Annotated in this window: 12 protein-coding genes; 4 read left to right on the top strand and 8 right to left on the bottom strand. The window is 37.1% G+C overall.

Annotated elements, in window-relative coordinates; genetic code table 11:
- The first annotated feature begins 340 nt into the window (after nucleotides 1-340).
- The 3 genes from nrdD to RUH74_RS16835 all read left to right on the top strand — a co-directional run bounded on the left by nrdD (nucleotide 341) and on the right by RUH74_RS16835 (nucleotide 3,477).
- Nucleotides 341-2,284, top strand: coding sequence for an anaerobic ribonucleoside-triphosphate reductase (gene nrdD / locus RUH74_RS16845; protein WP_313802053.1), 1,944 nt, complete (start codon nucleotides 341-343; stop codon nucleotides 2,282-2,284).
- A 17-nt stretch (nucleotides 2,285-2,301) separates the two neighbouring features.
- Complete coding sequence (locus RUH74_RS16840) at nucleotides 2,302-2,961, top strand: 4Fe-4S cluster-binding domain-containing protein (RefSeq protein WP_313802051.1); 660 nt, start codon at nucleotides 2,302-2,304, stop codon at nucleotides 2,959-2,961.
- Between the two features lie 339 nt (nucleotides 2,962-3,300).
- Nucleotides 3,301-3,477, top strand: coding sequence for a transposase (locus RUH74_RS16835; RefSeq protein ID WP_396230079.1), 177 nt, complete (start codon nucleotides 3,301-3,303; stop codon nucleotides 3,475-3,477).
- Between the two features lie 75 nt (nucleotides 3,478-3,552).
- On the opposite strand, the gene RUH74_RS16830 is transcribed toward RUH74_RS16835, so the two are convergent.
- Nucleotides 3,553-3,969, bottom strand: coding sequence for an Lrp/AsnC family transcriptional regulator (locus RUH74_RS16830; RefSeq protein ID WP_313802049.1), 417 nt, complete (start codon nucleotides 3,967-3,969; stop codon nucleotides 3,553-3,555).
- Nucleotides 3,970-4,104: 135 nt separating this feature from the next.
- Between RUH74_RS16830 and RUH74_RS16825 the strand changes: the two genes are divergently transcribed.
- Nucleotides 4,105-4,701, top strand: coding sequence for a DJ-1/PfpI family protein (locus RUH74_RS16825; RefSeq protein ID WP_313802047.1), 597 nt, complete (start codon nucleotides 4,105-4,107; stop codon nucleotides 4,699-4,701).
- A 202-nt stretch (nucleotides 4,702-4,903) separates the two neighbouring features.
- Here RUH74_RS16825 and RUH74_RS16820 read toward each other — a convergent pair whose 3' ends face one another.
- From RUH74_RS16820 to RUH74_RS16790, 7 genes are all read right to left on the bottom strand, one after another.
- Nucleotides 4,904-5,524, bottom strand: a complete 621-nt coding sequence (locus RUH74_RS16820; protein ID WP_313802045.1) for a DUF2238 domain-containing protein — start codon at nucleotides 5,522-5,524, stop codon at nucleotides 4,904-4,906.
- Nucleotides 5,525-5,891: 367 nt separating this feature from the next.
- Nucleotides 5,892-6,266 carry a molecular chaperone GrpE gene (locus tag RUH74_RS16815; RefSeq protein WP_313802043.1) on the bottom strand — a complete coding sequence of 125 codons (375 nt, stop codon included), beginning with the start codon at nucleotides 6,264-6,266 and terminating at the stop codon, nucleotides 5,892-5,894.
- A gap of 106 nt (nucleotides 6,267-6,372) precedes the next feature.
- The gene (locus RUH74_RS16810; protein ID WP_313802041.1) at nucleotides 6,373-7,254 is read right to left on the bottom strand and encodes a CoB--CoM heterodisulfide reductase iron-sulfur subunit B family protein; all 882 of its coding nucleotides are present in this window, start codon (nucleotides 7,252-7,254) and stop codon (nucleotides 6,373-6,375) included.
- Nucleotides 7,251-8,207 carry a succinate dehydrogenase/fumarate reductase iron-sulfur subunit gene (locus tag RUH74_RS16805; protein ID WP_313802039.1) on the bottom strand — a complete coding sequence of 319 codons (957 nt, stop codon included), beginning with the start codon at nucleotides 8,205-8,207 and terminating at the stop codon, nucleotides 7,251-7,253. The genes RUH74_RS16810 and RUH74_RS16805 overlap by 4 nt, the downstream gene beginning before the upstream one ends.
- Nucleotides 8,207-9,916 carry an FAD-dependent oxidoreductase gene (locus tag RUH74_RS16800; RefSeq protein WP_313802037.1) on the bottom strand — a complete coding sequence of 570 codons (1,710 nt, stop codon included), beginning with the start codon at nucleotides 9,914-9,916 and terminating at the stop codon, nucleotides 8,207-8,209. Before RUH74_RS16800 ends, RUH74_RS16805 begins: the two co-directional genes overlap by 1 nt.
- A 154-nt stretch (nucleotides 9,917-10,070) precedes the next feature.
- A complete protein-coding gene (aspA, locus tag RUH74_RS16795; RefSeq protein ID WP_313802100.1) occupies nucleotides 10,071-11,534 on the bottom strand; it encodes an aspartate ammonia-lyase in 1,464 nt (487 codons plus the stop codon).
- Between the two features lie 124 nt (nucleotides 11,535-11,658).
- Nucleotides 11,659-12,975: an anaerobic C4-dicarboxylate transporter family protein gene (locus RUH74_RS16790; protein ID WP_313802035.1), complete on the bottom strand. Its 1,317-nt coding sequence runs from the start codon at nucleotides 12,973-12,975 to the stop codon at nucleotides 11,659-11,661.
- Between the last annotated feature and the right edge of the window lie 248 nt (nucleotides 12,976-13,223).

Below are 13,223 nucleotides of genomic sequence, written 5' to 3'. Positions count from 1 at the left end.
GATTATGGCTATAGGGGTGCCGTAAATTAATAACAATATGCCCATTTTCTAGTTGAAAACCATCCAAAATTTATGACTCCTAGATTTTGTTTATAGTTCTTCAACATTTTTTTGCCTTTATCAGAATATAATAATGGTGCTATTTTTTTCTGAAGGTAAGAGTAGTCAGAGTATATTTTCATCCTGTTAGACTGCCCTCTCCGGGGTACGGCATCAAACCTTTTTCTTAAACAAAACGATATGTAGTGATTTTTATCACCTGATAATACTATATATTGTGTTAAGGTGGTAAAGAATGAACAAGATACATCATTTAAAAGTCTAAAGGAGAGGTTTGTGCATGTTCCAACATACGATTGATATTATCGACAAGTTTACATCGCAACAAGAAAGCAAGCAAACAGATTATCTTAGGCATGAAAACAGTAATTATGTTTATTCCTTACCACTGTTAAGGCATAATTTAACAAATCATGCTGAGGAAGAGTTTCTTTTTAATCATATTCTCCCACCGAAAATAAAAGAGTTATATGATGAGGGAATTGTCTATGTACACGATAAGCAGCTTGCACCATATTGTGTATCCATTAGCTGCATGGACATTGCTTCAAAAGGTATTCCATCACTTGCAAAAAATATGATCTCTTCCAAACCAGCAAAGCGGGTATCAACACTATTACGGCATTTTAGTAATATTGTTACATTAGTATCACAGCAAGTCTCAGGTGCAGTAATGCTTGCACAATTATCAACCATTGCAGCCTCATATTTGTTTGATGAGGAAAGTCATGGCATTACATACACGAATGAAGAACTCATAGAACTGTTTCAAAGCCTGATATGGGAACTAAATATGCCACTTAGATCTGGAGCACAAAGTAGTTTCTCCAATATTACATTAGAATTTGGGAAACCCTCTGAAGAAATAAAAGATCAATATATCGTAATCGGTGGTGAGGGAAGGGATATACAGTATAAGGATATACCAGCAACTTACTTTGACCGTATAAACCGAGCTGTTATTGATGTGATGAAAAATGGGACAGGTAGCAATGGGATTCCGTTTACTTTCCCGTTATTAACCGTACAAATTGATGATCATTTTGATTACCAAAACCCATTATTTATCGAACTCTTGGATAAAATGTATCATTGGGGTGGTGTATATTTTGAGAACTTTAAAACAAAGCCGTTTGAAGATCCTTATTACAAAGCTTTAAATCCACTCATTCAAGCAAAAGATCCAGAAGTAAGTAGAAGCCTCTGTTGCAGATTACAAATCAACTTAGAGACACTATCTAAAGCCGGTGGAGGTGTTTTTGGATCATCTACTGGTTCCACAGGTGCGGTACAGGTGCTTAATTTAAACATGAACAGAGTACTTTTAGAATTCGGACATGACATAGGCCTCGTAAAAGAGAAGATACGTGAATACATGGAAGTCATGCAGGAAGCCCACATGGAAAAGAGAAAATGGATTGAACAAAACAAGGAATTATACCCAACCTTTTTTGCCTTTAATAAGGATTTGAAAAACTATTTTAATGTGTTCGCTCTTACTGGCATGAATGAAGGTCTCATAAATTTGGGTTATAAGGATGGAATTAAAGATAAAGATGGCAAAATGATTGCTCACAAAATTATGCAATACATGACAGAAATTGTAAATAAATTTATTGTGAGAGATAAAGTGGCATGTGGAATTGAGTATGCTCCTGCAGAAAATGCAGCCATCAAACTTGCACGCCATGACCTTAAATGGGCTAAAGCAAATAATCGAGAAATCTTTGTACAAGGTGAAGGAGATAATCCTTTTTTAACTAGTGGTTGTATGACTCCATTTTCTGAAGAGGAATTCCTTGAACAATTGGAAAATAGTGCTGAATTCCAAGGGTACGCCACATCTGGCAGTGTTTTACACCATTTTCTTGAAGCAAAGGTAAAACCGGAAGCCCTAGCAAAATACTTGGATAAAATATTTGAAAAGCCGATTAATTATATTACATTGACACCAACTATTACAGCTTGTATGAGTTGTGGTCAGAAAATTATTGCTGAAGATGCCAAGAACATTCATCATTGCCCAGTCTGTGAATCAAAAGATATTGCAACTTTCAGCAGGGTTATTGGTTATTTGAAAATGATTTCCAGAAACAGCATACATGTCGATGATAAGGGATATTATGAAGGGAAATATAACTTTTGGTCGAAAGCAAGAAGAAATGATTGGACGATTAGAAAACGGTTAAAAGAAGATGTGTTGAAGGAGGTAGCTCACCGCTAATTAATGGTGTGTACAAAATGAAATTTTACAATAACTTTATTCGCACATTTACTGATCTACCTAATCATACGACATTATTGATTCATTCGCTCTCAGGCTGTCCACTTCACTGTGTTGGCTGCCATAATTATGATGAGATCATTGCTAACACACCAAAGGAATATAAGACCACAGATGATTTATATGACTATTTGAAGAAAAGTGGTTTTTTATTTGATGCCGTAATGTTTAGCGGTGGTGAATTTCTGATTAATCCATTAAATGAAGTGCGTGACTTACTGCAACGAGTAAGAGAATTTTTTGAAGGGAAAATAATTGTAACAACTAGCGGAATTTACTTCCAAAAGTTACAAGCGTTATATGAGGAGAACCTTGTCGATGGAATCCATATCGACATGAAATTGCCTTACCATGTGTTGGATGTAAATGAAGATGCACAAATATATAAAGACATTATGGGAATCATACCAAGCAAAGAACTTGTTGGCCAATTAATTGCAAGTGTTGATGCAGTAATTGAACATAACTCAATCTTAGACCAAGTTCGAACAGTGCAATATCCATTGCTAGATGAGGTGTTTTTTACAGAGATAAGGCATTTTGTAGAGGAAAGAAAAGCCTATCATGGGAGTATTGTGCCTTATTTTCTGAATGAATTCGCATATCCTGTAAGTTAATTATAAACACATAAGTCTCGTGGATCATCAAATATAAATACGATGATTGCGAGACTTTAACATGAGAAACGTTAGAAAAATGATCTTAGCGTAGTAAATCCACATTTTTTGACGGTACTCCTACAAGTAAATGGATCATTACATCAAAGGAAATGAAATAATGACAACTATATGCTCAATCTACCAAACTTTAAAATTCTGGATATGAAAGAAAATGAATACGATGATAGACTCTTAGTTGAGACTACTGCTCAATCTTCTGGAAACGTAATAAGGATACTGTTATCAGTTACCTTTCAAAGCTCCAAGACATTGATAAAATTGAACTTGTAGCAATGGATGTGGAATCCATATAAGAGTGCTGTTACCACAGTGATACCACATGCCAAAATCGTTATTGATAAATTCCATGTCGTTAAATTAGCCAATGAAGCCTTAGAGAAAATCCAAAAAGCTGACCGTCAAAATGGGTCAGCAAAAGAACGTAGACAACTTATGAGAGATCGTTATAATTAAAATGGCTGCTTCAAGAAGATCATTTCCGTAATGAACAGGAATCATTTCTTGATTTTAAGCCTCTGTATCATTTCGTTATAATATATTATTTTCATGAGTAGATAACACTATATTCGTTGATGGGGTGGCAAAGGGCATCGCCTGATCAATAAATTGTTCTAATGTTTCAACTGATTTCGTCGCTACCTTAGCGATATAACTAATTTCTCCAGCTACCCGATAACACTCGATCACATCTGGATGTGAATGACAAAATTGAGCAAGATTTTTACAATCCGCCGATTTAAATAGAATCAGTGCAACGATTGGCCGATCAAGCTTATTCAAATTTATTTTAGCTTGATATCCTTCAATGACTTGCCTGTCCTCTAATTTTTTCACTCGTTCTGCTGCAGCAGGTGCCGATAAGTGAACATGAGAAGCAATTTCCTTCATCGACATCTTCGCTTTTTGCTGAAGCAATTTTAATATTTCATAATCAACGTGATCCATGGTATCACCTTTTTTTATTAATAATATAAACGATTTTTCAAGGAAAATAAAAGTAAATATATGAAATTCCCTTTTTTGCATTCTGTATTTGTAAGACTTGCTTATTTAAAATTTAGTGTAAAGGAGGCGTTCAAATTGAAAAAAATATTATTACTATTAGCAAATGGGTTTGAAGCTGTAGAAGCGAGTGTCTTCACAGATGTACTAGGCTGGAACAAGTGGGAAGGCGACGGTTCTACGGAAGTAACTACTGTAGGGCTACATCCTCAACTGCAATGTACATGGAATTTTCAAGTAACACCTGAAAAGCAATTAGATGATATCATTTTAGATGAATTTGATGCACTGGCGATTCCTGGCGGATTTGAAGAAGCTGGATTTTACGAAGACGCATTTAGTGAGTCTTTTCAGAAAGTAATCCAGTATTTCGATTCTCGTAAAAAGCCGATTGCCTCGATTTGTGTAGCCTCTTTAATGGTTGCGCATAGCGGTGTTTTACAAAATCGAAAGGCGACTACTTATAATCATCCAACTAGCAAGCGGTTAGAACAATTAAAACAATACGGAGTGCAGGTTGTGAATCAACGAATTGTCTGTGACGAAAATATTATTACCTCATCTAATCCTGGTACAGCTTTTGAAGTTGCATTTATGCTGCTCGAAATGTTAACGTCAAAGGAAAACACAGTGAAAATAAAAGATTTAATGGGGTTTCATTCAATTCATAAGTAATGGGTGAACGATCTCTTATGTATTTATTTAAATAAGCTAAAAAAGAATCCATCTTGATTAAGTTTTTTTCAAAATGGATTCTTACCCTAAGTGACGACCTTATGCTTGGAAGACACTTGATATTTATATTTATCAAGTCTACTAGACGATAAAACGAGTTAAAAAGAGGATGGCTGGATGGACTCGTGAATAATGCCAGCCATTATCGTTTTTTTTCTAACAGCTTGTCTTGTAACTTTGAAAAGATGATTAGTGCTAATATAGAACCCACCAATGTTAATGACATATCCCACTGTGAATCCCAAACATCACCCTGTGTCCCTAAAAATTCTGTTGATGCTTTTTTGCCTTTTGTCATTTTTGAAGCAAGCCATTCAATAATTTCATATAAAGCTGCAATAGAAAGTAAAAAACTTAATGTAACTGCAGATAACCATGGATCTCTTACTAGCGGTGTTTTTCTTATTAAAATTTCTCTTATCACAATTGCAAATAACCCCTTCAAGAAATGCCCGAACCTGTCATAGTGATTACGATTTAGATCAAAATAATCTTTTATCCAATTGAAAAGAGGAACCTTTGAGTACGTATAATGTCCGCCAATGAACATAGTAATTAATAGTATGGCAATAATGACATAAGATAGCGTGGTAAGACGAAACTTATTATAGGTAACAATTACAATAACAAGTACTACAACGGCAGGAAGCACTTCCATTGTCCATATTAAGTATCCGGCTGGCCGAATAACTGACCATATAAAAACTGAAACAACAAGCAGCAGCAATAAAATATGAATGATTGTACTTTTATCTCTAACCACTTTTCCCACTCCTGTATATTTTATTTTTGCAAGCAGTAAAGGAAAAAAAGCTTCCTAACCGGATTCAAATGACAGAAGAAAGTTTTTAAATGTGTTTTTTATATATTGTCCAGTGTTGATTTTATTAAACGAAGAACTAAAGTAATTTCGGCGAACAGAGATTTTAAAAAATTTATGATAAAAATAGCCGGATTTTCAAAACAGGACATTCATTTGGTACTCGATAGTAACTCGTGGAAAATGAATGAAGAAATAATATATCTCTTTACATATGAAAACCAGATTCCTTTAGCGTATGGGAGTCTGGTTTTTGAATGTATATAGATATAAAACTGATAGTTTAGATCAGAATAGGTGGGGGGCAAGTTTAATTAAAGTTCCGTATTCGCTTTAAATTAGGGTTAATAGGATGCTTTAGCTTTATATATTTACCTGTTTTAAAATGGATCGAGACAAGGTCTTCAAAACTCATCTTCCAACTAATAGAAGGGTCTTCAGAGTTGAGAATTGCAACCCCATTTTTAACTTTAATCCATTTTCCTGTCTCTTCATCTTGGAAATAGCCTGTAACCGAAATAGACTGTGGGTGAAAAGGCATATTGGATGAATAAATAGTACCATGGATAATGAAGCTTTCACGATATTGGTCATGAATCCAGTCATCCTTACTATTTAATAGACAAAGGATTTTTTCTTCAATATGACCAACAAGTTTTGCATTTTTTTGATAAATATATTTCATGCCATTCGTCTCCAGTAATAGATTGATCGAAAATAGCACAGGAGGAATCTACTCGGTAGTGCAGTGATATTACTAATTTCAATCTACGAAATTAAACATACAATTTTTAAACTAATACATTTTCGGTTAATACAGGAATAGCATCGACCACATGGCGTTGGATTGCAAGCTCCTGTGGTGAAAATCCAAGAGCGAGACCGATTAATTGTGGCAGATGGAGTACAGGCATTGTAATATCTTTAGAGAAACCTTTTTGTGCATCTGGCTGATAAGCATCTAACTGCATCTGGCATAATGGGCATGGAGTAATTAAACAATCAGCACCAGAAGCTTTTGGTGACAAACAGTTCATTCCTGTTAATTTCATTACCTCTTTTTCTGCTGGAAAGACAGCATGAAATCCGCAGCATGCTAGACGTTGGTCAAACTTTACACTTTCAGCTCCAAGTACTTCAGCAATCATTTCCATTGATTGAGGGTTCATGTGATTTTCGAACCCCATAATTTTCGGTGGCATTAGGATATGACAGCCATAAAAATTTGCTACCTTCAAGCCTGTTAGCGGACGCTTTACTTTTTCTTTCAAGCGGTCAAGGCCGTAATCTTCAATTAATGCCCACAGCAGATGGGTTACTTCGACGTTGCCTTTATATTGCATACCAGTACTTCTTAAGCCTTCGTTCACCATAGCACGCAGATTTTTATTTTGATCAAGCTTAGCCTTTGCAGTACGAAGCATTAGTGTACATGTATTACAAACCGTGATAATTTTCGAAACACCCAGTTTCTCTCCTAGAGCAATATTACGAGCATTGATGGAGGTGGCTAAAAAATCATCTACATCTTGAATATGGCTTGCTCCGCAGCATGTCCAGCCTTTTAGCTCAATTAATTCAATTCCTAAGGCCTCTGCAACCTTCATTGTCGAAATCATGAGTTCCTCTGCAGCTGATTCTAATGTGCATCCTGGGAAAAAAGCGTATCTCATGGGTGTTTGACCTCCTCGGCATATTTGTAAATTTCCTTTACGCCTTTAATACCTTCAATAGCTTTTGGCATATGAAATGGATTAATTTTTCCTTTTTTGATCATACGTAGGGCAAAAGGAATTTTAGTTGTGGCTGTTTTTATCAATCCGTCCGTCTTAATTGGAAGCATTGTTTCATTTAAACGACCTTTATTCCGAATGTCATCATAGAAGGCAAAAGCATGTTTTGCACCTTGATTATTGACCTCGCCAATTTTGATGGATTCCTGTCTCAAATAGGCAATCTCGTCTGTTAATGGTATTCCTTTCGGACAGCTTGATATACATTGCATACAGTGTATGCATTTCCAAAGCTCATTTTCATATACTGGGCGAATATGCTCTTCTGGAGCACAGTCTCTTGAATCTACGGAAAAACGATAGGCTCGATTTAAAATGAATGGATCTAAATAAGCACCGTCATTAACAGCTAATTGGTTACATTCTGATGTACATACCCCACAAAGAATACAGTCTGTTGGAGAGGATATTTCGTGAAAATCATCTTCACTTTGGATAAATCCTCTTTCGGCATTGCCTTTGTTTGACGGAATTATCCAAGGTTTCACCTGCTTCATTTTTTCCATCTTTGGCTCCCAAGCAATGGCGAGATCTTTTATAACCTCAAAATTACTTAATGGTTCAAATACAAGATTGTCGGATTTGAAGGTTTCTAATACTTCATCAAGTGATGTTTTACAAGCCAAAAATGACTTTCCATTGACTTTAATTGCACAGCTGCCACAAATCGCGTGGCGACAAGCGGATGTAAAAACAAGCGTTGGATCTAATTGTTCACGTATTGCTGTTAGGGCCCACAGAATCGTTTTGCCTTTTTCGTATTGTAATTGATAGTCTTGATACCATTCTCTTTTCCCGTCGAATCGTTTGATTTTATAATGTATCGTTCTCATTAGTATTTTCGCTCCTCCGGTTGATATTTCGTAATGGTGACCGGGCTATATTCTAGGCGATAATATTCTCCTTCGTTATAAATCAGCGTATGCTTTAAGAAATTTTCATCATCCCTAGTTGGATAATCTCCTCTCGAATGAGAACCGCGGCTCTCTTTTCGATTGATTGCCCCCAATGTTACTGCTTTTGCGAGTTTTAACAGGTTGCTGATTTCAACATAGTTTATGAATGCCATATTGTAGGATTCGGAGGAATCGCCAATATAAGCATCCTTGAACCGCTCGAGCAGGTCTTCAATCGTGAGGTAAGCTTGTTTCATCTCGTCTTCTGTACGGAAAATTCCTACATGGTACCACATGGTTTCAGCCATCTTGTCACGAATTTCAAACATATTGATTCCTGTTTTTTTCTTGCGGATTAAATCGAATTTTTCAGTCCACTTTATTTTCTCTAGCTCCAGTTTCGCTGTCGAAGTAAATGATCGTTTTTTTGCTGATTGCTGCGCACCTTGTCCAGCATATTTTCCAAATAAAACGACGTCGGCAACTGAATTGCCCCCCAATCGATTAGCACCGTGAATGGAAACTGCACAGCATTCACCAGCTGCATGAATTCCTTCGATAGGTGTAGCGCAAGTTTTGTGATCTACTATATGGATACCGCCCATCATGTAGTGGCAGCTAGGTCGTATTGGCACAGGTTCTTTAACGAGGTCGACACCTTCAAAGTCCATTGCTAATTCACGAACTTGCGGCAGACGTTCCATAATTTTTTCCTCGCCTAGGTGCCGTAAATCCATTAATACGTAAGAACCCATCCCATCACCAAAACCTCTCCCCTCTTTAATTTCTGTTTCAATCGAACGTGAAACGAGATCACGCGGCCCGAGCTCCATTTTATCTGGTGCGTAGCGTGCCATAAATCGTTCGCCGTCTTTATTGATTAAATATCCGCCTTCACCTCGACATGCTTCAGATAAAAGAACGCCTGTAGAAGCAAGACCGGTTGGGTGGAATTGAACAAATTCTGGATCCTTTAATGGAATTCCAATGTCAAAGCATGCTGCTGTTCCATCTCCTGTCATATTAATCGCATTCGTTGTTCTGCTCCAGTACACACGGCCATAGCCTCCTGTTGCAATAACTACTGCCTTAGCTTGGATAGCATGGACATTTCCTGTACGGATATCCATTGCAACTAACCCTTCAAAATGACCGTTATCAACTGCTAGTGATAGTAAATACCAGTCATTATGAAAGCGAACATGATTCTTTAAACATTGTTCATATAAAGCGTGGAGAATGACATGTCCTGTTTTATCTGCGGAATAACAGGTTCTTGGGCTTGATGCACCGCCGAAAGGACGTTGTGCAACCTTTCCATTTATATCGCGAGAGAACGGAACCCCCATATAATCAAGCTCAGATATAAGTTCCGGCATATGAGTGGTGAAAAACTCGACAGCATCTTGATCTGCAAGGAAATCGCTGCCCTTTACTGTATCTCTAAAATGCTTTTCAGCAGAATCGCTATTATCACGATTACCCATAGCTGCATTGATTCCGCCTTGAGCTGCCCCTGTATGGGAACGGGTGGGGAATATTTTACTAAGGACTGCTACTTTTAAGCTTGGATCTTTACTGGCATAAAGAGCTGCCATCATTCCAGCTCCACCAGCACCAACTACAACAACATCATATTTGAACATGAAGAATGCCTCCATATCTATAAAACTTTTTAAAAAAGCACTGTATACTAACATAGCCAAAACTTATAAAAATTTTCATAGATTGTTATTTCATATTAATTAATAGAAACGGGGAGGAGGCAGGTGAACCTCACCCCGTTATACATTTAATCAGTTAAACTAAAACTGCATCTTTCGCTTTTTCTTTTGTCTTCAGCAATTCTCTTCCAGAAATGCCCGGATGAGTCATTTCGAATGGATTTAGAATTGTATCTAACTCTATTTCTGTTAATATTCCTCTTTCAAGTACGATGTCTCTCACTGCTCTTTTTTCCATAATGGCTTCTTTAGCAATAGATGCAGCAGTCTCATAACCAACGTGCGGATTAATAGCTGTAATGATACCCACACTATTATTCACGTAAGCTTCCATCTGATTAATATTTGCTGTAATCCCGCTTAAACAATATTCACGGAAGACATGAAAGACATTTTTCATGATCTTAATTGATTGTAATAAGTTAAATACAATGACAGGCTCCATAACGTTTAGGTCAAATTGACCAGCTTCAGTCGCCATACTTATTGTTGTATCATTCCCTATTACTTGGAAGGCACTTTGATTCAACACTTCAGCCATAACAGGATTTACTTTACCAGGCATAATAGATGATCCTGGCTGACGAGCTGGGAGGTTAATTTCCCCTAGTCCGCAGCGAGGGCCAGAAGCCATCAGCCTTAAATCATTTGCTATTTTTGACATGTTTAACATGCATATTTTTAAAGCGGAAGACACTTCTATATAGCAATCTGTATTTTGGGTTCCGTCTACCAGGTCTTCTACTCCAGTAATAGGGAGGTTGCTATAGTATGCTATTTTTCGTACTACTTTCTCTATATAATTCGGATCAGCGTTTAAACCGGTTCCAACTGCTGTTGCCCCCATATTTATTGCATGTAAATTTTCTTTTGATGCTTGAATGCGTTTAATATCTCTTTTTAGAACTTGGGCATACGCTGCAAATTCCTGCCCTAGTCGAATAGGTACAGCATCTTGTAGATGTGTGCGTCCCATTTTGATAAAACCGTCGAATTCTTGAGCTTTATGTAAGAATTCTTCATGCAGCCCTTCCATTACCTCAAGAAGTCCCTCTAAAGATGCCAATGTAGAAAGATGAATAGCAGTCGGGAAAGCATCGTTAGTTGATTGAGCCATATTCACATGAGAGTTAGGGCTTATAATGCTATATGAGCCTTTATTCTCTCCTAATATTTCCAAAGCGCGGTTTGCAATGACTTCATTTGCGTTCATATTAATGGAAGTGCCGGCACCTCCCTGAATCGGGTCGACAATAAACTGATCTGATAACTTCCCTTCTATAACTTCGTCAGCCGCTTTTACAATAGCTTCAGCAATTTCACCATTCAACTGTCCAATTTCCGCATTTGCAAGGGCTGAACATTTTTTTACGATTCCCATCGCTTTAATCAGTGCCTCATCCATTCGGTATCCAGTGATCGGGAAGTTTTCAATTGCTCTCAATGTTTGAATTCCATAGTATGCATTTGCAGGAACTTGCTTTTCACCTAAAAAGTCTTTCTCAATACGAAACTGATCTGTGTTTATCACAATAATCATCTCCACTGTTTTTTGCCGATTTTATGGCTTATTTAAATTGATGCGAAAGTATAATTTATTGAACATGTATTGCTAGCTTCTCTTAACGCCTTGTTTCATTTGGACAAAGAGTCCATGTATTTTCTTATAAAACAATCATGCTTAGTAGAATTCCAATACCAACAGCTAAAACAGTCGCGACTAATCCAGGTACCATGAAGCTGTGATTCAAAATATATTTACCGATTCTTGTCGTGCCTGTTCGGTCGAAGTTAATGGCAGCAACGACTGTAGGATAGTTAGGGATAAAAAAGTATCCATTCACTGCAGGGAACATTGCAATTAATAAAGCTGGATTTATCCCTAATGAAATTCCAAGTGGCATTAGTGTCCGTACTGTTGCTGCTTGGCTATAAAGCAAGATAGATAAAGCGAATAATGCTATAGCGAAAAGCCATGGTGCTTGAGTCACAAGGCTAGAAATAGAGCCAGAAATTATTTCAATATTACCGTTAAAGAAGGTATCACCCATCCAGGCTATACCAAAAATAGCCACAACTGCAGTTGCTCCCGCTTTGAAAATGCTGCCCGAAACAATTTCTTCAATATTCGGTTTGCAAAAAATAATAACTAAAGCTGCGATCGTTAGCATAATGATCTCAATCGATGCAGGCATTGACATCCGTGTGAACACGCCATCAATCGTCCAGCCTGGACGTAACTTTTCAAATGACCCTAATAATACGACTAGTAAAGTTCCTAATAGGAAAAGCGCAACAGATAATTTTGACCCTTTTGTAGCTATATACTCTTTTTTATCTTTCTTAATTGGTGCTAGCCCTTGCTCAAGGCGTCTCAAATATTCTGGGTCTTCATTTAGCTCTTTCCCCATTTTGCTAGAAACAAATGCTGCAATCATACATGCGATAAACGTAGAAGGGATACAAATCATCAAAATATCAATTAAATCAATTTTAAAATCAGCTAATAGTGCAACCAGTGCTACGGTTGCAGCTGAAATTGGGCTTGCCGTAATCGCCTGCTGTGAAGCAATAACAGCAATCGACATTGGTCTTTCAGGTCTTACCCCTGACTCACGTGCTACTTCCGCAATAACAGGCAGAACAGAATAAGCAACATGGCCAGTTCCTGCACAAAGCGTGAATAAATAAGTAACGATTGGAGCAACAAACGTAATACGCTTTGGATTTTTACGAAGAGACTTTTCAGCAAGATAAACTAAATATTCCATCCCACCAGCTGCTTGGAGCGCGCCAGCTGCAGTGATAACGGCTAAAATCATCAGCATTACATCAATAGGTGCAGTTGTAGGCTGTAGGCCAAATATGAATACTAAAATGGCAAGGCCAACGCCACCCATTACTCCAAGACCAACACCACCAAGTCGTGCACCAATAAAAATACACGCCAGCAAAATTAGGAATTGAATCCAAAATGTCATTTTGATTTCCTCCAATTTAATAGAACTCATTGCAGGTTTGCTCAATTTATAAAAATTGATGAAGATTTATAAAAATGACTGTTATTTATTAGTCACCACCCTTTATAATTAAATTTGTGAAATACTGAACATAAACGTATAATGCAAATCCCATTCTGTATTCTTAGTAACGTTTATGTTGAATTCATCATAAATTGCGCCCTACTGAAATCTACAGAATCTAACTATCTTATTTTTTTATTTTTTAT

Origin of the sequence: Cytobacillus sp. (assembly GCF_032154635.1) — a bacterium.
Lineage (GTDB): Bacteria > Bacillota > Bacilli > Bacillales > Cytobacillaceae > Cytobacillus.
Note: the sequence above shows the minus strand (reverse complement) of the source record. Positions and strands in the feature narration are given on the sequence as shown.